Source organism: Vibrio rhizosphaerae (genome assembly GCF_024347095.1).
Lineage (GTDB): Bacteria > Pseudomonadota > Gammaproteobacteria > Enterobacterales > Vibrionaceae > Vibrio > Vibrio rhizosphaerae.
The window spans coordinates 1,874,855-1,893,634 of record NZ_AP024903.1 but is presented as its reverse complement, the minus strand read 5'-3'; the positions used below and the strand labels follow the sequence as shown (position 1 = coordinate 1,893,634).

The following is an 18,780-nucleotide window of genomic DNA, read 5'->3' as shown; positions in this document are numbered from 1 at the left end:
ACTTTTGTAGGAGCGAGTCATGAGTATCAGCGTATTTGATCTGTTTAAAATCGGGATAGGGCCGTCCAGCTCTCACACGGTCGGTCCGATGCGGGCCGCCAGCCTCTTTGCTGAAGCGCTGGTGAGTCAGCAACTGTTGGAGCGTGTTGAACGGGTTGAAATAAAATTATATGGCTCGCTCAGTGCTACGGGGATCGGCCATCGTACTGATAAAGCTGTCGTCATGGGACTGATGGGATATCAACCGGATACCATGGATCCCTCGACAATTGAACCGACCATCCAAGCGACGATCGATACAGGCACATTACAGCTGGCGAAACAGAAGACGATTACCTTCGACTGGCATACCGATTTACAGTTTATGGATGAAACCTTACCGTATCACCCTAACGCGATGTATCTGGCGGCTTACAGTCGGGATCAGACGGTTGTGACCGACAATACTTATTACTCGGTCGGTGGTGGGTTTGTGTTGGATGACGCGTCCATTCAGCAGGCGGAATATGTCACACCACAGATTGCACTCCCTTACGAGTTTACGACAGCGAAAGCGTTACTTGAGATTTGTCATCAGCACAAACTACGGATCAGTGAGTTGGTGATGAAAAATGAGCTATCCTGGCGAACGTTACCGGAAATCAATGCAGGGATTGCTCAGTTGTGGCAAGTGATGCAGGCATGTATTGCCAATGGGATCGCTCAGGAAGGGATTTTGCCCGGAGGACTTCAGGTGAAGAGACGAGCGGCCGCTTTATATCGTTCTTTGACCCAAACCGGTAATGACAATGTGATATACAGCTCATTGAGTGGTATGGACTGGGTCAATCTGTATGCGTTGGCGGTCAATGAGGAAAATGCTGCCGGTGGGCGGATGGTAACAGCTCCGACAAATGGTGCCGCAGGGATTATGCCCGCAGTATTGATGTATCACATGCGCTTTCATCCGAAGGCCAAGGCAGAAGATGTTCATCAGTATTTTCTGGCAGCCAGTGCGATAGGGGCTTTGTGTAAAATGAATGCTTCGATATCCGGTGCCGAAGTCGGATGTCAGGGGGAAGTGGGGTCTGCCAGCGCTATGGCTGCTGCTGGACTGACGGAGGTGCTTGGTGGTACTCCGGGGCAAGTAGAAAATGCTGCTGAAATCGCTCTGGAGCATAATCTGGGGCTAACCTGCGATCCCGTCGGAGGATTGGTTCAAGTCCCCTGCATTGAACGCAATGCAATTGCAGCGGTGAAATCCATCAATGCCGCCAATATGGCGTTACGTGGTAACGGAGAGCATTTTATTTCTCTTGATAAAGTGATCCGCACAATGAGAGACACGGGGCGGGATATGCAGGATAAATATAAAGAAACATCTCGTGGCGGATTGGCGGTCAACGCAGTAGACTGTTAAGCCATTGCACGCGACGGCTGAAGATTCACTTTCCATCATCGATGCAGGTGATACCTGTCAGGGCTGCCATGTCGCAGCCCGTTTTATCCGAGTCTATCAATCATGATATGCATGAAAGGGGATTTTGAACCCTGAACGGCATCAACTGACGATTATATTAGTTTGATCAACTTAGCATGTGACAAGAGCGCGTTTTCGCGTATAATAACTTGCTTGTTTTTATTTTAAGTTATTGATATTTATAGAGTTTAAGATGATCATATATAAAGAGTTTACATTTGAAGCCGCCCATCATCTGCCTTATGTTCCTGAAGGCCACAAATGTGGACGTCTTCATGGGCACTCTTTTCTGGTCCGAGTTTCCGTGGAGGGAGAGGTTGATCCTCAAACGGGTTGGGTGATTGATTTTGCCGAAATTAAGGCTGCATTTAAACCCATTTATCAACGCCTCGATCACTATTATCTGAATGAGATAGAAGGGTTGGAGAACCCGACCAGCGAAGTCATTGCGCGCTGGATTTGGCACGAATTGAAACCAAATCTGCCGTTGCTCAGTCAGATCGAAGTGAAAGAAACCTGTACGGCAGGATGTGTTTATCGCGGCGAGTAACTGCTAGCGAATAGATGAGAGCGTCTGACGAAAAACGCCCTTATGATAAAGGGCGTTTTTCATGGATGCGTCATTCGGGGGCAGCTCGGTGTCTGGTGTTGGCTTGCCATATCTTGGCAAGCCGCTTTGTTTAAGTCAGTTACCTTTGGCTTAGCAAGTTACTTTGACGGCCAGACCACCTTGTGAGGTTTCGCGATATTTGGCATTCATATCTTTGCCGGTTTCAAGCATGGTCTCGATGACCTTATCGAGAGAAACCCGGGGCGCAGAAGAACGTCGTAGTGCCATCCGTGTGGCATTGATGGCCTTCACCGCAGCAATCCCGTTTCTTTCGATACACGGAACTTGAACCTGACCCGCAACCGGGTCACAAGTCAGACCGAGGTTATGCTCCATCGCAATTTCTGCCGCCATGCACACTTGTTCCGGACTACCGCCCAATAGCTCGGCCAGACCTGCTGCGGCCATTGAACAGGCGACACCCACTTCGCCTTGGCAACCGACTTCTGCACCGGATATCGATGCATTACGTTTGTAGAGCCCGCCGATAGCGCCGGTGGTTGCCAGATAGCGAATGTAATCTTGTTCATGTACGGTCTGAATAAACTTATCGTAGTAGGCCAGTACCGCAGGGACGATACCGCAAGCACCATTGGTTGGTGCGGTAACGACGCGCCCGCCGGCAGCGTTTTCTTCATTGACGGCAAACGCATACATGTTGACCCAGTCAATGACCGCCATCGGATCGTTCGACGTCCGCTCTGATGTTTGCAGCTGCTGGTTGAGCGCTGCTGAACGGCGAGGGACGCGTAAGGGCCCGGGCAGAATGCCTTCGGTTTTCATGCCTCTGGCGATACAGTCTTTCATGGTCTGCCAGACTTTGCTCAGATGCGCATGAATCTCTTCTTCGCTTCGCAGTGCTTTCTCATTTTCTAACACCAGTGTACTGATAGATAAGCCCGATTCACGGCACTGACTTACCAATTCTGAGGCACTGATATAAGGGTAAGGAACTTCGTCAGAGGATTCGATCGACAGGCCAAAGTTTTCTTCATCGACAATGAACCCACCGCCGATTGAATAATAGGTCTTGGAGTAGAGTCGTTCATCGTTCTGCCAAGCGTGAATTTTCATCCCGTTCTCATGCAGAGACAGATTACTGGTATGAAACGTCATGCCATCCGCTTTGAGGAAATCAACCTGATGGTCATAGCAGGTGATCGGGAGTTTTTCCGTCTGTTCGACCTGACGGATAAAGTGGGGAATCTGATCGATTTCTACAGACTCCGGGCTATACCCAGCCAGTCCGAGAATGGTTGCAGTGTCGGTTTGGTGGCCTTTCCCTGTCAGTGACAGAGAGCCGTAAACATCAACCGTAATCTTGGTCACATTGGGTAAAATTGCTTTCTGGTATAGCTCGTCAATGAACTGTTTTCCGGCCTTCATTGGCCCTACCGTATGAGAGCTTGATGGCCCTATGCCGATTTTAAAAATGTCAAAAACACTAATCATAGATGGCTTACTCACAAACAGCTTATATTAACAAACAACAGTAAATGATCATTTCATCCTGTATGACGCAAAGCAACTCGGTCTGGGCAGGATGAAATTGCGGTGGGAGAGTACATGACTCCTCGGGTCTGCACAACTGATAATCTACTTAATCTGCGGTTATTTTTAGGATATATGAACGGCCTCAAAATGCTAAAAACTCAGCCCGATATATGCGCCATACATCTGGTATTCATTCTTACCGCTGTTTGCCGTTCGATAGTAGCGGGCGTAGGTTGCCAGTTTGAGATTGAACAGCGATAGTTCGACGCCAACCTCAGGATAAACCCCGACGGTCAGATCTGCATCACAATCGGTGTAATCATAGCGATTGCTGGTATTGTTATATTGTCTATCGCACATTTTATTCTGTCCGGCAAAAACGCCGGCACCCACGTAGCCTTTTAAAAACGGTGTGCCAGTCGTGAGGTTCATGCCTGCGTTAACGCCTTCATAAAGGTTTTGATCGTGGGCAAACCACATGGCTGCGACGTTCAATTCCGTAAACTGCGAAGTCGGGACTCGGACGCCAAGTTCAAAAACACCGCTCTGGTTGATATTTTCATGCAGATATCCCATGTAATACGTGCCTTTTTCTTCATTGGCATTGTTCTCTTCGGCTGCATTGGCATCGAGTGAGGCAAAACATAACAGGAGCAGTAAAACATACTTGTTGTTCATGGGGCGATTTCCAATTATCTGGATTAAATGAGTTTAATCATGCTTTCCAAAAATGAAAGTGTGATAGGTAACTTATTGATGTGCCGCAGTTTATACTATATATGCGCCTTGATTTCTACTAGAGATCAAATGATGAGTTGTTTTTGTAGAGCATGAACGATCTGAGCCGTCGCCCCCCAGATAAAATGCCGTTGGTAAGGGATCGCAAATACCCGGTGGCGGGCATTTTTCAGGACAAATGTGGCATGGTGAAGATTTCGGGGATGGAGTAAATAATCCGCCGGAACTTCAAAGACTTCTGCAACTTCATTGGGATCGATGGTGACTTGGTAGTGGGGAGAGGCAAACGCCACAACCGGTGTCACGGAAAAGCGGCTGACGGTTTTTAATTCCGGCAGGCAGCCAATTAATTCAACTTGCTGTTGAGTCAGACCGATCTCTTCATGTGCTTCCCGCAGCGCGGTTGCGTAGACTGATTCATCCCACTGTTCACATTTGCCGCCGGGAAAGCTGACCTGACTCGGGTGATGTTTCAGATGTGCCGCACGTTTGGTAAAAATGACATTTAATCCGGTGGGACGTTCAACGAAAGCAACCAATACCGCGGCTTTGCGTAAGTTTTGCCCGGAAAGATGTCTGGTCCGCGACAACGATTCTGAGGCATAGTCGCTGGGTTGACGGAGTTGAAAATCTCTTAAGATGGTTGTTCGGGTCAGGTGCATTTTTAGTCTCGTAATGGCAGATTATGACGATAAGACCGGTAATATTCGACTCAGTTTATCGAATGTTTCCTGATATTCGCTGGCAGGTTCACTATCGGCGACGATACCGCCACCGGCCCAGACGTAAAGTTGCTGGTTGGTCGCAATCAGGGTACGAATCGTAATGCTGGTATCCATCTGACCATCACGGCTGATATAGCCGATACTGCCGCAATACACACTTCTGCGCTGAGGTTCCAGTTCTTCGATGATTTCCATCGCCCGGATTTTCGGAGCTCCGGTAATCGATCCGCCCGGAAAACAGGCGCGCAGCAAATCTGCTGATGTATAACGTGCATCCAACTCGGCTTTGATGGTACTGACCAAATGGTGAACCGCCGGAAAACTTTCAATCGCGAATAAATGGGGAACATGGACACTGCCCGGTTTTGCCACCCGGCCAATATCGTTGCGTAATAAATCGACAATCATCAGGTTCTCGGACTGATTTTTTTCCGATGCGGCTAAGGTCTGCGCATACTGCTGGTCAAGGGCTTGATCAGCGCTGCGAGGCATCGTTCCCTTAATCGGTTTGGTCTCAATTACCGGCACTTTATAGTGTAGAAAACGCTCCGGAGAAATACTTAAAATGACCCCGTCTTCAATCCGAAGGTAAGCCGAAAACGGTGCACGATTTTCATGTTCCAGTCGTTGATAGGCTTGCCATTCACTGCCCGTATAACCAGCTTGGAAACGTTGCGTCAGGTTGACTTGATAGCAGTCACCGGCACCCAGATAGTCATGAATTGCGTTGATTTTATCGTGGTACTCATGCTCAGTCATGTTGGCTTGCCAGTCTGACGTCAAATGAAACGGGGACTGTTCTGTGGTTTGCTGTGCATCGAGCCATTGCTCAGCCGCGTCTGTTCCGATCCCAACCAATGCTGCCGTTTGCTGCTGATGATCAACAACCAGTGCCCAAGTATAAATACCCACGGCCATTTCCGGCAGGGGGATGTCCTGCACCGCCTGTGCGGGTAATTGCTCGATACGCCGCCCCAAATCATAGGCAAAATAACCCAGCGCGCCGCCAACGAAAGGGAAGACGGTTATTTCATCGAGCGCAGGGAGATATTGATTTTGGTAGCGTGTCAACAGCTCAAACGGATCATCGGGGGATTCGGTTTGACCGTCTTCAGTTTGAATCTCGGTCACCGCGCCGTATGTCTTTAACGTGGCAACGGGCCGGGCAACAAGAATATCGTAGCGACTATCGACATGTTCTGCCGGAGAACGCAGTAACATCGACCAAGGCAGATGCTCAATACGAGCAAAATACTCGATAGCGAGCCGGGGGTGATAGATGAGTGATTTGTGTTCAATATCTCGGTCAGTTGCATTCTTCATGGTTGTTCATTTGTATAAACTGTGACGAAAAGTCCGATCGTCGCATAGCTTGTTGGTGCAACCAAGAGTATCATAAAAAGCAGTAACTATAAGTAATATAAGCCCGTGAAATCTCCGGTAAATGACAGTTTTTGATGCGCGACAGTCTCATATTCTGTCGCCTGAAATGACTCCGGAAGCATAAATAAAATGAGGTAAGCAATGACGCTAATTCGAAAAGAAGATGTCATCAGTAGTGTGGCTGATGCGCTTCAGTATATCTCTTATTACCATCCGCTTGATTTTGTTCAGGCGTTAAAGAAAGCCTATGACCGCGAAGAAAGTCAGGCTGCGAAAGATGCGATCGCTCAAATTCTGATTAATTCGCGCATGGCTGCGGAAGGGCATCGTCCGATCTGTCAGGATACCGGTATTGTGACGTGTTTTGTCAATATCGGTATGAATGTTCAGTGGGAAGGTGATATGACCGTTCAGCAAATGGTTGATGAAGGGGTTCGTCAGGCATATACCAATCCGGAAAATCCACTTCGGGCCTCTGTATTGCACGATCCTGCGGGAAAACGGATCAACAGCCGTGACAACACACCGGCTGTTGTTCATATCAATATGGTTCCCGGTGATCAGGTTGAAATCCAGATTGCTGCCAAAGGCGGTGGTTCTGAAAACAAAACGAAAATGGTGATGCTCAATCCGTCAGATGATATTGCTGAATGGGTTGAAAAAACACTCCCCGCGATGGGCGCTGGCTGGTGTCCGCCGGGTATGCTGGGCATCGGTATCGGTGGGACGGCAGAGAAAGCGGCTGTACTGGCCAAAGAATCCCTGATGGAACATATTGATATTCAAGAGCTGATTGATCGCGGCCCGCAAAATGCCGAAGAAGAGTTGCGTCTGGATATCTTCAACCGGGTGAATCGTTTAGGTATTGGTGCGCAAGGTTTAGGCGGATTAACCACCGTTGTTGATGTGAAGATCAAAACTGCCCCGACTCATGCGGCATCGAAGCCGGTTTGTCTGATTCCGAACTGTGCGGCAACGCGTCATATCCATTTCACATTAGATGGCAACGGACCGGCTGAGTTTGTGCCACCAAAATTGGAAGACTGGCCGGATATTACATGGGAAGCCGGTGAAAATACACGTCGTGTGAATCTTGATCAGGTGACCAAAGAAGATGTCCGTCAATGGAAGAGTGGCGAAACCCTGCTGTTGTCCGGCAAAATTCTGACCGGACGCGATGCGGCCCATAAACGGATTCAAACCATGTTAAGCAATGGGGAAGGTTTGCCGGACGGGGTGGATCTGAAAGGTAAGTTTATCTATTACGTCGGGCCGGTTGATGCCGTGGGTGATGAAGTCGTCGGGCCGGCAGGGCCGACAACCTCAACACGGATGGACAAGTTCACGGATATGATGCTGGAAGATGTCGGCGTGATGGGTATGATTGGTAAAGCTGAGCGCGGTGCTGCTACGGTTGAATCGATCAAAAACCATCAGGCGGTCTATCTGATGGCCGTCGGTGGTGCCGCTTACTTAGTGGCAAAAGCGATTAAGAAAGCGCGGGTTGTGGCATTCGAAGACCTAGGGATGGAAGCCATCTACGAATTTGAAGTCGAAGATATGCCGGTGACTGTGGCGGTTGATTCACATGGTGTCAATGCGCACCAGACCGGTCCGGATGTCTGGAAAGTGAAAATCGCAGAAGCCGAGCAATAAACACTTTGCTGTCAGCAAAAAAAGCCTCTGAACTAAACAGAGGCTTTTTTTCGGGGGAGAACCCTGTTTCAAGATATATCACTCACATCGGAATGGTCAGATATTGCTGATATTGATTGACTTCAGATCCACTTGATTATTATTACCAGTGTAATCATCTTTGCTATCGGTAAATGTACCTTGGCTGAATACATCTTTACCGGGAATATAATCTGCACTGCTGACGCCATCACTGAATTCAATATTAAATGGGGTCGCACTGGAAATTTTATTCAGACTTTGTTTGACCAGCGGGGCGTCTGCATCGCTTGAAGTAAAGGCCCGGTTGATTCTGAATATCAGATGATTACTGACAAACGTATCGTTGAATGTGGTGAGTCTGTAGGAGACTGAGCCAATATCGTTGGTCAGAATATTACTCCCGCCCACAATAACACCGCTGTTTGGCCGTACGGACAAGATCGTTCCGGCTTTGTTATATTCGACAATAAAGTCACCGACAGTCCAGCCCGTCTCATAGTAAACATTGGGGATGCCTGATGTATTGCCGACTTTAATCCGAATATCGCCATCATCAAATGTGGAATTATTGTTAATGTCGAATGTGATCGTGGCATGGTCTTTTTCTATCTTGTCTTCATCCAACAGATTATATAAGTGAACGGTGATATCGAAGCCATCGGTGATATCACTGAATCCTGAACCATTGGACTGGTAATTGACGAGGGCGTTTTTACCATCCCCATCGGAGCCACCGCAGCCAACGAGTGAGACGATTAATATGGTACTGCCAATTATTTTTTTCATTTTTTATATTCCGTTAAATAATAACTTCGTAATTTTCGGAAGAACGATGTTGGATCATCTATTGATTAAAGAGTGTTGTAGTACTCGTTATTTATTGTACTCATCAATATGCTCAGGGATTTTATCATCTATATATCAATATCTGTTCAGTGAAAATACCTATGATTTAATTATAAAATGAGCAGTGTCAATAAGATGGACTATTGGTGGCTGGCTATGTGACAGATTGTGACAGGTTTTTCATAAAATCTGTGTCGTATCGTTGTCTGACATGACGAAACACTTTCAATTTTTATCCAGTTTGGTATGGTTTGCTACCGATTTTTATTTTACGAGAATAACCATGCAGTGGTTAAAAAAAATCATCCTGATTGCCGCGATTATTGCTGCCAGTCTCTATATGGCGAGCGTCGGATTTCTGACCTATCTGTTTTCTTCTGCTGACGATGATGAGTCACAAGAACAAGAGCAGATCTCTGAACAGGTGTCTGTTTCAGCACCCTCCGCAACATCCCATGACCGGTTATGGCTTGGCTAGTGATTGGATTTGTGTCTGAGCCTCATGGATGAGGGGGCGGGATCTGATAGACGGCTTCTTCGATCACCGCCGCCATATTGAGGAACGTTTCATAAGTCGAGCTCAACAAGAGTTTATTTTCCAGCCATAGCGGCATATGACCAGCAGCACTGCCCTGACCTTGATACGAGATCTGAGTCTGCTGGTGATTCAGTTGAATGGCTTGCCATTCTCCACTCACATGTTTCATGCGCACATAACCGCGTTCAAGAGGGTATTGCTCACCCACATCTTGTACGCTAATCGTGATTTTTCGGGCTTGCGGATCATAGTGAATGACGGAATCAATGACCATGTCCCGATCTTCAACAGGCCAAGGCGCACTGTAATAAACATGGATGATTCGTTCATGGTCGGACTTAGTTTCAATCACGACACGGCGGCAGTTGGCAATCCATTCGGGACCACGTTGTGCATCATGCAATAAGGCAACTAATGCACCGGGAATGGCTTGAACAACGGCGACAGCTTTGACTTCCAGATGGTCGGCTGCCGTTTTGTGACTGTATACTCTGACGTTGCCATGCTCTTTATAGATGGACCATGTCGCTGTCGCTGATTCTGTTGCATGAGTGAATGTGGGTAGGTTCAGTAACAACACAGCCAGGGCAATCAATCTCATAAGATGTCCTTGATGATCCTGAGGGATATCCTCCGCTTCGTGTTACCATCATAGCGATGCTGTCACCCGTTAGCGAGGGGAAAAATTCATATTCCCCTCACAAGGATATTGTTGGCAACGCATCGATGTTTTTTGCTGCAATGACGATCAGCACCGAGCGAGTCTGAGACGCTGTCCGAACAGATTAATCAGCGCACCGGAAACAATGAGGATGCCGCCGATCAACGTCCAGAGCGATGGAATTTCATCAAACACCGCGATACCGAGCAAGACAGAAATGACGATTTGTACATACGCAAATGCGGAGGCTCGGCCTGCATCTTGTGTTTGCATCGCTTTGGTCAGCCCGTATTGCCCCACCTGTGTGAACACACCGACTAAAATCAGCAAAATAGTGAGATTAAAATCAGGCCAGACAAAATCATCACCAATGAGTAAAGATGCGATTGGCAGTGCAACCAGCGGGAAATAAAAAATAATGACTGAGCTGTCTTCGGTCGGACTCAGTTTTTTGACAATAACATAAGCTACAGAACTGCCGAGTGCCCCCATGAGCGCGAATGCGACACTCAATAAAGGGAGCGGGGTCGACGACGCGGAAGACATATCGGACTGTAAGATAAAGTAAAGTCCGAGCAGGCAGGTCACAATACAGATGATCGTGGCCGGCTGAACCCGTTCTTTCAAGAAAAACACTGCTAACAGGGCGGTAAATACCGGATGGATATACTGTAAAATGGTTGCTTCAGCCAGAGGCAGGGTGGTCACGGAATAATAGACGCACATCAGTGCGACCGTACCGACAGCGCCGCGTGCAAACAGCAGCGGTTTATTGTGGCCCCAGACGGAAATTTTTTTACGTTTGACATCGGCATAACTGATGACCAGAGAAACCAGTGCCCGGGCAGCAACAATCTCGAAAACGGGAATGCCATACTGACTGGCTGATTTGACACATGCCGTCATCAGGGCAAATCCTAAAGCAGACAGAAACATAAATCGGACACCGATGGGAAAAATCGGTTGTTGGGATGATTTCATTTTTATAACAGCTTATATTGGTCAGAAGATTGGACAAAAGAGAGACATCGCATTTTAGCTTGGTTAGCGTGATTTGTCTCTCTTTTTGCTGGTTGATCGCCAATGGATAGCTGTTCAGTTTGAGATGTATTTTTTATGACTTTAGATGAGTACAATGCATTCTGTCATGCATTACCTGCGACGACTTATGTGGTGCAGTGGCACCATTCTCATGTCTGGAAGATCGGTGGGAAGGTGTTCGCCATCGGGAGTTTGAATCGCGAGGGGCAGCCGGCGTTTACGTTTAAGACCTCGGTGCTGAATTTTGATTTTTTAAGCGAGCATCCGGGATACAGACCTGCGCCTTACTTTGCTTCCCGCGGGATGAAGTGGATACAGCATGATCACAGTACAGCCGAAACGGATGAAGCGTTGCGTTATTATCTGACCGAGTCTTACCGAATCGTTTCATTGGGGCTGAGTCAACGCATGCAACGGGCGCTCGGACTGAACCAGTCCCCGTCATCCTGATTGTTCAGCACTGTATTTTAGATGGCTTGGGTCTGTCATTGTCGTTCATGAGAATTGTCGTTCATGAGGATTGACGCCAATGACGAACAGGCATGATTTGCAACAATCGCTTAAAAGAATAAAGGTGGTATCGATGCGACAGATTGGTCAGGATGTTTCGGAATTGATTCAGCGAGGGTTGGACGCGAATATCAAAATCGCGGTCACAGGATTGTCGCGGGCCGGAAAAACGGCTTTTATCACCTCATTGCTCAATCAAATTCAGTATCTTTCGACACATCGCCATTTGCCTTTTCTGGCTGCGAGTCAACAACAACGTATTATCGGCACCAAACGGATTCCGCAACGCAATTTGATGGTCTCTCGCTTTGACTATGAAAAGGCGATCTCTGCGATTCAGCACCAGCCTCCGTTTTGGCCGGAGCCTACCCGGGATGTCAGCGAAACAAGAGTTGCGGTTAAATACCGACCGGCAAAACGAAGTAAACGTCTTCTGGGTAAGTCGCTGACATTGTCGATTGATTTGATCGACTACCCGGGAGAGTGGCTACTCGATTTACCGTTATTAGAGATGAGCTATGAACAGTGGTCAGCACAGCAGATTCAACAGCTCAGCGGTCACAGAAATGCGTTGGCTGAGGCGTGGCTGGAACAGAGTCAGGCTCTGGATCTGAATGCCGAAGCCGATGAGCAACGACTGGCAGACATTGCAACCATATACACCACGTACCTGCACCGTTGTAAAGCGGAAGGATTTCACTGGGTACAGCCGGGGCGTTTTGTTTTACCGGGAGAACTGGCCGGTGCGCCGGTCTTGCAGTTCTTTCCGTGTTTCCCGCCCGAGGAACAGGGGGCTCGGCGTTCACGGTCACAACGGCATATCACCAACTATGACATGCTCAAAGCGCGTTACCACGAGTATCAGACCAAGGTGGTGCGCCACTTTTACCGGGAATATTTTTCCACGTTTGATCGTCAAGTGGTGTTGGTGGATTGCCTGAGTCCGCTTAACGCCGGACATGATGCATTTGTCGATATGCAACATGCGTTGGTACAGCTGTTGCAAAGCTTTAAATATGGCCGGAGTGGTTTGTTGTCCCGGCTGTTTTCCCCAAAAATCGATAAGGTGCTGTTTGCTGCCACCAAGGCCGATCATGTGACACCGGACCAACATGTCCATTTGCTGCATTTGCTGAATCAGATGATTCAGCCGGTCTGGCAGGATGTCGCTTATGACAATGTGGCGATGGAATGTATGACTTTAGCGTCTGTTCAGGCGACACAAGCTGGATATATCTCAGCACCGGAAGGGCGTATGCACGCGATTCAGGGGACGACACTTAGCGGAGACAATGTCACCCTGTTCCCGGGAGAAGTCCCGGACAAACTCCCATCCCCGGCATTTTGGCAATCACAGCAGTTTGATTTTACCGAATTCCGCCCACAGATATCTGACTCCCGGCAGCCGCTTCCTCATATTCGTCTGGATACGGTACTGGAGTATTTAATCGGAGATAAATTGCGATGACACCTTATCAACCGAAACGAGTCTTTCAACAAGATTTGGAATCCTCACATGACAAAACCGCATCGCTGTTGGCGCAACAGCAGTTTGATGAGGCCACATTTACACCTGAATCGGTGTCACCATCGTTACTGACTGAATCAGATGACGTCGATCTCGACACAGTGATTCGGCCCCGGAATCAATCCCCTTGGTTCTGGCGACTGAGTGGCAGTGCTTTTATTGGTCTCGTCGGTTGGCAAGCTGTTGACACGATTACGGCGGCATATCAGAACGGTGAATGGTTAACACTGGGATGGGCGGCGCTGGTGACAGCGATCGCCGGCGTTGGCCTCAGCCAGTTGCTGAAAGAGTGGTTCACGCTGCGCTCATTGCGAAAACACTTCACTCGCCAAGCGGAAGCCGAAGCCTTGATTCAGTCACAGCGTGTCGGTCAGGCGACGGAATTATGCCGTAAAATGATTGATGAGGCGGGCTCGAATGGTTCAGCGCCGGCGATTGAATCTCAGCATGTGGCTGAATGGGAAAAGCATCTGAATGCAGCGTACAACGATGGGGAAGTTTTGGCCTTATTTGATGTCTTTGTCCTCAAGCATCTTGATGACAAAGCGATCCAGCTGATTTCCCGCTATGCCACTGAATCTGCTGCACTCGTTGCGGTCAGCCCGTTGGCGATCACCGATATGTTGTTGGTGGCGTGGCGTAATCTGGCGATGATTAACCGGCTGTCTGATTTGTACGGCGTGCGGCTGGGTTATTGGTCACGGATCCGGTTATTGCGAACCATGTTTGTCAACATGGCCGCTGCCGGTGCCAGTGAAATTGCCATTGATGCCGGAACCGACCTGCTTTCGGCAGGACTGGCCGGAAAAATATCAGCCCGGGCCGGGCAAGGGGTCGGGGTTGGGATTCTTACCGCACGTCTAGGACTTCAGGCGGTCACACTACTGCGGCCATTGCCATGGGTTCCTGAGCGGAAAGCGAAACTGACCCGTGTCAGAAAAGCGATTGTTTCGAGAGTGCTTGCACTGGTGAAAAAGCCTTAATCAAATCATACGATCCGATCGATTGATGACCATCCCGGTCGTGCCCGGATGGTCATTTTATGATTGGTCATACCTTGCATTCGGTTGATCGACAAGCGATGTAATCAGGAAGCCTCCCTTGAAATTGTGATATTTATGCATCGATCTTTATCGGGGCATGTTTGTCACTTGACGGAGATTCAGTGTTGATAGAAACTACTGTCAACTTTTCCTTACACATTTGGGTTGCTTTTTGTGCGTCTAGAAGTCTTTTGTGAAGACCGGCTCGGCTTGACCCGAGAGTTGCTGGATATTCTGGTCTCCAGAAATATCGATTTAAGAGGGATTGAAATTGATATTTCCGGCATTATTTATCTGAATTGCCCGGATATTGATTTCGCGACGTTTAGTGAACTGATGGCTCAAATTCGGATGATTTCAGGCGTGAAAGATGTCCGGAAAATTCAGTTTATGCCAATGGAACGACATAACACGGAATTGGTTTCACTGCTGAATAACCTACCGGATGCCGTGTTGGCTATTGATTTAAAAGGCTTTGTCGATACGGCCAACCATGCCGCTTTATCATTGCTGAATAAGTCGCAAAACGAAGTCATCGGTCATGCCATTTCAACCTTGGTTCATGCCTTTAATTTTGCCCGTTGGCTTGAGGGGAGTAAATCCCGTCAGCGCGAGGACATTGTGCTGAATGGTCTGGACTATGTATTAGAAATCATGCCTGTTTACATTCAGAGTGAGTCGAAGGAGTCCATTCTGGCCAGCGCTATGGTGATCCTACGGGCGAGACAGCTCCATCATGAGATACAATATCCACAATTACCGATTCACAGTGAGCTGGGATTTGAACATTTCGTCGGAATTTCCAACCGACATAAGCATCTGATCAATCAGGCAAAAAAACTGGCAATGCTGGACCAACCTTTGCTGATTGAAGGCGAGACCGGTACCGGCAAAGAAATGCTGGCGAAAGCTTGTCATAATCGTTCGGAACGTTCATCGAGACCATTTCTGGTGGTGAGCTGTGCGTCGATGCCGGATGATGTCGCCGAAACTGAATTATTCGGTCATGCCCCGGGGTCTTTCAATCATCGTGAAGGGCACAAGGGCATTTTTGAGCAGGCGAATGGTGGCACCGTGTTTCTTGATGAAATCGGTGAAATGAGCGCACATCTTCAGATTAAGCTTTTACGTTTTCTTCAGGATGGGACATTCCGCCGGGTCGGCGAAGAACATGAAATTCACGTTGATGTCCGGGTGATCGCTTCAACGCGACATAATCTGGCGACTTTGGCCGAATCGGATAAGTTCCGTGAAGACCTGTTTTATCGCTTGAATGTGCTGACCTTGTCGATTCCGCCACTGCGTGACCGGCCCAGTGATGTGCAGCCATTGCTGGAACTCTTTATTGCCAAGCATGTCCGCCATATGGGAATGGCCAAACCTCACTACGATGAATCACTCATTGAACAGCTGTCCCACTATCAGTGGCCCGGTAACATGCGCCAGTTGGATAATATGGTGCTAAGAGCCTTGACTGAAATGCCGGATGACGAGTTAAAAATCGACTATTTCCATCTGCCCGGTGTGGAAGCCGTCAATGGCGGAATCGGACTGGTGAACCTCGATGGTTCTCTGGATGACATCATGAAAGACTATGAAGCCAAAGTGTTAGAGCGGCTCTATCAGTCATTCCCTTCAAGTCGCAAGCTGGCAAAACGATTGAATGTCTCTCATACCTCAATTGCCAATAAATTGCGGGATTACGATATTCGGAAACATTAATCGCTTCGGGATAGCAATTGCCTTGGATTGAGGCGGACTCTCCCGGAGCGACAAGCAACAAGGACGCGAAATAATTTATGTATAAACAAGTCTATGATGTCGATGGTGATATCGTGCTTCGTTCGGCCCGTATTGATGATGCCAGAACGATTGCCCGGTATTTCAATGTGAACCGTCGCTACCTGACACCGTGGGAGCCGAAGCGGGACGAGGAATTCTTTCTTGAGCAAGGCTGGGCACAGCGTCTGATTAAACTCCGGGAATTAGAAACGATGGCGCTTGGGTTTTATCTGCTGATTTTCGATATGTCTACCGATGAAATGGTCGGAACGATCTCATTTAGCCAAATTTCACGGTTTCCGGTTCATAGCTGCTATGTCGGTTATTCATTGGCTGAAAGTGCACAGGGCAAAGGGATTATGACCCGGGCATTAACCATGGCTTGTCGGTTTATGTTTGAAGCGCAGCACATGCACCGGATCTGCGCAACATACATGCCGCGAAATCAACGCAGTGAAGCTGTGCTGAAGCGGCTCGGGTTTCAGTATGAAGGAGAGATGAAAGATTTTCTGTTGATTAATGGTCAGTGGGAAGATCACTACCTGACCTCATTGATTAATCCTGACTGGAAAGCTAAACCCGCCGCCTGACCCCCATTGAGTGATCGCTGGATTGTTGAGCATGCAGGAACATATCATGGTTCAGCGTTGTTTATTTTCAGCGATTTTTTATCCCTCCTTTGCTCTGTTGGGTATTGACCATAACAGAGCAATCAAGACCATCTCTTGCGGTCAGTCAAATTTTGTATTGCACAGCTCTCAGTTTCATTTTTTCGCATCATTCATATCCACTCATATCCATTCACACCAGTAACGATTGACTTGATCGGTACCTGACCTGTCCGTGATGTCGATATGCATATAAAGTCGATGAATTCGGTTATATTGTTGACAATTTTTAGCGGGTGTGTGTTTGCTTAAAATTATCTTATTGTTTTTATTTAATTTATGCATCTCGTTATTTTTGTATCAAATAATAATGGTTAGACATTAGTCTAAATTGTCAACAATTTGCTTGCGCTCAGGTCCGTGATTCGGCTATTTTTTAGGCATGTTCAGTTAAAAGACCTCATCAAAAGCGAGATAACAGTGGATCAAGCGACCGATTTAATTCAGCCAGAGAAAGACAATACCAAATCAGAACATCTGACGGATTATTTGATTGAAGCGATTGTTCAGGGTGAGATTGCCCCCGGCAGTAAAATCTCCGAACCCAGCCTTGCCCGCCAGTTTCAGGTGAGCCGTGGCCCATTGCGGGAAGCATTAATGCGACTGGAAGGGCTTGGCCTGATCGAACGGATCCCGCATGTCGGGGCGAGAGTGATTGCACTGTCTTATGAAAAATTGATTGAGCTGTATGCGGTGCGGGAAGCCCTCGAAGGCATGGCCGCCCGACTTGCTGCCCGATATATGACTCCGGCGGAGTTGATCAATTTAGAAGCACTGTTAGAAAAACATGCGCAACATCTCAGTCACATCGAAGGTGCATCCTATTTTCATCAGCATGGCGACTTCGATTTCCATTATTGCATTATCAAAGCCAGCCGTAATCAACAGCTTATCCGACTATTGTGTGATGAGTTGTACCATCTATTACGCATGTTTCGTTATCAATCGCCCCGTGCTCACAGTCAGCCCGAAGAAGCGCTCGGGGAGCACCAGTTTATCCTGAAGGCAATCCGGGAAGGGGATGAGGAGTTGGCGGAAATGTTGATGCGGCGTCATATCGCGGGCAGTCGGAAACTGATTGAAGTCCATATGCTGTCCGAACAGGGAGAACCATCATGAAGAGTCCGGGTAACAAATTCAGAGCCGCCGTCAGGGACAACCAGCCGTTGAAAATCGTCGGTACGATTAATCCGTATTGTGCCATGATGGCGCAACAAATCGGACATCAGGCGATTTATCTTTCCGGTGGCGGTGTTGCCAATGCATCTTACGGAGTGCCCGATCTCGGGATCACGACACTCAATGATGTGTTGGTCGATGTTGAACGGATTACCAATGCAAGTGATTTACCGCTGCTGGTGGATATCGATACCGGATTCGGCGGCGCGTTCAGCATTGCCAGAACCATCCGGGCGATGGAAAAAGCAGGGGCCGCGGCAGTTCATATTGAAGACCAAGTGCTGCAAAAACGATGCGGGCATCGCCCCAATAAAGCGATAGTCAGCTGTGATGAGATGGCCGACAGAATTAAGGCCGCAGTGGATGCGCGTACCGATGATGATTTTGTCATCATGGCGCGAACCGATGCTTTAGCCGTTGAGGGGATGGAAAAGGCGATTGAACGGGCGATCGCTTGTGTTGAAGCCGGTGCCGATATGATTTTCCCCGAAGCGATGGTCGAACTGGGGCAATATGAACAGTTCGCGACGGCACTGGAAGATGCCGCAGGCAGACCGATTCCGATTTTGGCGAATATCACCGAATTTGGCCAGACACCACTGTATGACTGCGACGTATTAGCCGGGGCAAAAGTGAGTATGGTGCTTTATCCGTTGAGTGCATTCCGGGCCATGAATCAAGCGGCAGAAATGGTGTATCAACATCTGCTCACAACCGGCAATCAGCAGGCCTTACTGCCGCAGATGCAGACCAGACAGGCGCTGTATGACTATCTGAATTATCACACTTATGAGGACAAGCTGGATCAGCTGTTTTCTGACCGGCATCCGTAAATTTATATCCATCACGTGAAATTAACCCGGCCGACTGAATCATGGCCCCGTGCGGGGACAATAAT

18 protein-coding genes are annotated in these 18,780 nt (G+C 48.2%); 11 read left to right on the top strand and 7 right to left on the bottom strand.

The window, feature by feature from the left end; translation table 11 throughout:
• Nucleotides 1-19: 19 nt before the first annotated feature.
• Together OCV37_RS08070 and queD are read left to right on the top strand one after the other, a co-directional pair.
• Entirely contained in the window at nucleotides 20-1,399 is a 1,380-nt protein-coding gene (locus OCV37_RS08070; protein WP_038179761.1) for an L-serine ammonia-lyase, read from the top strand.
• Nucleotides 1,400-1,652: 253 nt separating this feature from the next.
• On the top strand, nucleotides 1,653-2,009 hold the full coding sequence (queD, locus tag OCV37_RS08065) for a 6-carboxytetrahydropterin synthase QueD (protein ID WP_038179763.1): 357 nt from the start codon (nucleotides 1,653-1,655) through the stop codon (nucleotides 2,007-2,009).
• Nucleotides 2,010-2,159: 150 nt separating this feature from the next.
• On the opposite strand, the gene OCV37_RS08060 is transcribed toward queD, so the two are convergent.
• The 4 genes from OCV37_RS08060 to pabB form a co-directional block, all read right to left on the bottom strand.
• Nucleotides 2,160-3,521 carry an L-serine ammonia-lyase gene (locus OCV37_RS08060; protein ID WP_038179766.1) on the bottom strand — a complete coding sequence of 454 codons (1,362 nt, stop codon included), beginning with the start codon at nucleotides 3,519-3,521 and terminating at the stop codon, nucleotides 2,160-2,162.
• Between the two features lie 192 nt (nucleotides 3,522-3,713).
• Complete coding sequence (locus tag OCV37_RS08055; protein WP_038179768.1) at nucleotides 3,714-4,241, bottom strand: hypothetical protein; 528 nt, start codon at nucleotides 4,239-4,241, stop codon at nucleotides 3,714-3,716.
• A gap of 125 nt (nucleotides 4,242-4,366) precedes the next feature.
• Complete coding sequence (locus OCV37_RS08050; RefSeq protein WP_038179771.1) at nucleotides 4,367-4,963, bottom strand: CoA pyrophosphatase; 597 nt, start codon at nucleotides 4,961-4,963, stop codon at nucleotides 4,367-4,369.
• A gap of 21 nt (nucleotides 4,964-4,984) precedes the next feature.
• Nucleotides 4,985-6,349: an aminodeoxychorismate synthase component I gene (pabB, locus tag OCV37_RS08045; protein WP_038179773.1), complete on the bottom strand. Its 1,365-nt coding sequence runs from the start codon at nucleotides 6,347-6,349 to the stop codon at nucleotides 4,985-4,987.
• Nucleotides 6,350-6,550: 201 nt separating this feature from the next.
• Here pabB and OCV37_RS08040 point away from each other — a divergent pair, with 201 nt between their 5' ends.
• Nucleotides 6,551-8,065, top strand: coding sequence for a fumarate hydratase (locus OCV37_RS08040; RefSeq protein WP_038179774.1), 1,515 nt, complete (start codon nucleotides 6,551-6,553; stop codon nucleotides 8,063-8,065).
• A gap of 96 nt (nucleotides 8,066-8,161) precedes the next feature.
• Here the strand turns inward: OCV37_RS08040 and OCV37_RS08035 are convergent, their stop codons facing one another.
• Nucleotides 8,162-8,872: a hypothetical protein gene (locus OCV37_RS08035; protein ID WP_038179776.1), complete on the bottom strand. Its 711-nt coding sequence runs from the start codon at nucleotides 8,870-8,872 to the stop codon at nucleotides 8,162-8,164.
• A gap of 343 nt (nucleotides 8,873-9,215) precedes the next feature.
• Here OCV37_RS08035 and OCV37_RS08030 point away from each other — a divergent pair, with 343 nt between their 5' ends.
• Complete coding sequence (locus OCV37_RS08030) at nucleotides 9,216-9,410, top strand: hypothetical protein (protein ID WP_038179778.1); 195 nt, start codon at nucleotides 9,216-9,218, stop codon at nucleotides 9,408-9,410.
• A gap of 22 nt (nucleotides 9,411-9,432) precedes the next feature.
• On the opposite strand, the gene OCV37_RS08025 is transcribed toward OCV37_RS08030, so the two are convergent.
• Entirely contained in the window at nucleotides 9,433-10,071 is a 639-nt protein-coding gene (locus OCV37_RS08025; RefSeq protein WP_038179780.1) for an SRPBCC family protein, read from the bottom strand.
• 147 nt (nucleotides 10,072-10,218) lie between these two features.
• Nucleotides 10,219-11,112, bottom strand: a complete 894-nt coding sequence (locus OCV37_RS08020; RefSeq protein ID WP_038179782.1) for a DMT family transporter — start codon at nucleotides 11,110-11,112, stop codon at nucleotides 10,219-10,221.
• A gap of 135 nt (nucleotides 11,113-11,247) precedes the next feature.
• Between OCV37_RS08020 and OCV37_RS08015 the strand changes: the two genes are divergently transcribed.
• From OCV37_RS08015 to prpB, 7 genes are all read left to right on the top strand, one after another.
• Entirely contained in the window at nucleotides 11,248-11,622 is a 375-nt protein-coding gene (locus OCV37_RS08015) for an MmcQ/YjbR family DNA-binding protein (protein ID WP_038179784.1), read from the top strand.
• Between the two features lie 133 nt (nucleotides 11,623-11,755).
• On the top strand, nucleotides 11,756-13,150 hold the full coding sequence (locus OCV37_RS08010; RefSeq protein WP_038179786.1) for a YcjX family GTP-binding protein: 1,395 nt from the start codon (nucleotides 11,756-11,758) through the stop codon (nucleotides 13,148-13,150).
• On the top strand, nucleotides 13,147-14,193 hold the full coding sequence (locus OCV37_RS08005) for a YcjF family protein (RefSeq protein ID WP_038179788.1): 1,047 nt from the start codon (nucleotides 13,147-13,149) through the stop codon (nucleotides 14,191-14,193). The genes OCV37_RS08010 and OCV37_RS08005 overlap by 4 nt, the downstream gene beginning before the upstream one ends.
• A gap of 234 nt (nucleotides 14,194-14,427) precedes the next feature.
• A complete protein-coding gene (gene tyrR / locus OCV37_RS08000) occupies nucleotides 14,428-15,975 on the top strand; it encodes a transcriptional regulator TyrR (RefSeq protein ID WP_038179839.1) in 1,548 nt (515 codons plus the stop codon).
• Nucleotides 15,976-16,052: 77 nt separating this feature from the next.
• Nucleotides 16,053-16,625, top strand: coding sequence for a ribosomal protein S5-alanine N-acetyltransferase (gene rimJ, locus OCV37_RS07995; RefSeq protein WP_038179790.1), 573 nt, complete (start codon nucleotides 16,053-16,055; stop codon nucleotides 16,623-16,625).
• 480 nt (nucleotides 16,626-17,105) lie between these two features.
• The gene (locus OCV37_RS07990) at nucleotides 17,106-17,822 is read left to right on the top strand and encodes a GntR family transcriptional regulator (protein ID WP_051680447.1); all 717 of its coding nucleotides are present in this window, start codon (nucleotides 17,106-17,108) and stop codon (nucleotides 17,820-17,822) included.
• On the top strand, nucleotides 17,819-18,715 hold the full coding sequence (gene prpB, locus OCV37_RS07985; RefSeq protein WP_038179792.1) for a methylisocitrate lyase: 897 nt from the start codon (nucleotides 17,819-17,821) through the stop codon (nucleotides 18,713-18,715). Before OCV37_RS07990 ends, prpB begins: the two co-directional genes overlap by 4 nt.
• Nucleotides 18,716-18,780 lie beyond the last annotated feature (65 nt).

What these genes read in the sequence shown, in the direction of transcription:
- OCV37_RS08055 (WP_038179768.1), bottom strand. Translation starts at nt 4,241, where the DNA reads ATGAACAACAAGTATGTTTTACTGCTCCTGTTATGTTTTGCCTCACTC.
- prpB (WP_038179792.1), top strand. Translation starts at nt 17,819, where the DNA reads ATGAAGAGTCCGGGTAACAAATTCAGAGCCGCCGTCAGGGACAACCAG.
- pabB (WP_038179773.1), bottom strand. Translation starts at nt 6,349, where the DNA reads ATGAAGAATGCAACTGACCGAGATATTGAACACAAATCACTCATCTAT.
- OCV37_RS08060 (WP_038179766.1), bottom strand. Translation starts at nt 3,521, where the DNA reads ATGATTAGTGTTTTTGACATTTTTAAAATCGGCATAGGGCCATCAAGC.
- rimJ (WP_038179790.1), top strand. Translation starts at nt 16,053, where the DNA reads ATGTATAAACAAGTCTATGATGTCGATGGTGATATCGTGCTTCGTTCG.
- OCV37_RS08070 (WP_038179761.1), top strand. Translation starts at nt 20, where the DNA reads ATGAGTATCAGCGTATTTGATCTGTTTAAAATCGGGATAGGGCCGTCC.
- OCV37_RS08035 (WP_038179776.1), bottom strand. Translation starts at nt 8,872, where the DNA reads ATGAAAAAAATAATTGGCAGTACCATATTAATCGTCTCACTCGTTGGC.
- OCV37_RS08050 (WP_038179771.1), bottom strand. Translation starts at nt 4,963, where the DNA reads ATGCACCTGACCCGAACAACCATCTTAAGAGATTTTCAACTCCGTCAA.
- OCV37_RS08030 (WP_038179778.1), top strand. Translation starts at nt 9,216, where the DNA reads ATGCAGTGGTTAAAAAAAATCATCCTGATTGCCGCGATTATTGCTGCC.
- OCV37_RS08005 (WP_038179788.1), top strand. Translation starts at nt 13,147, where the DNA reads ATGACACCTTATCAACCGAAACGAGTCTTTCAACAAGATTTGGAATCC.
- OCV37_RS08020 (WP_038179782.1), bottom strand. Translation starts at nt 11,112, where the DNA reads ATGAAATCATCCCAACAACCGATTTTTCCCATCGGTGTCCGATTTATG.
- queD (WP_038179763.1), top strand. Translation starts at nt 1,653, where the DNA reads ATGATCATATATAAAGAGTTTACATTTGAAGCCGCCCATCATCTGCCT.
- OCV37_RS08015 (WP_038179784.1), top strand. Translation starts at nt 11,248, where the DNA reads ATGACTTTAGATGAGTACAATGCATTCTGTCATGCATTACCTGCGACG.
- OCV37_RS08025 (WP_038179780.1), bottom strand. Translation starts at nt 10,071, where the DNA reads ATGAGATTGATTGCCCTGGCTGTGTTGTTACTGAACCTACCCACATTC.
- OCV37_RS08040 (WP_038179774.1), top strand. Translation starts at nt 6,551, where the DNA reads ATGACGCTAATTCGAAAAGAAGATGTCATCAGTAGTGTGGCTGATGCG.
- OCV37_RS08010 (WP_038179786.1), top strand. Translation starts at nt 11,756, where the DNA reads ATGCGACAGATTGGTCAGGATGTTTCGGAATTGATTCAGCGAGGGTTG.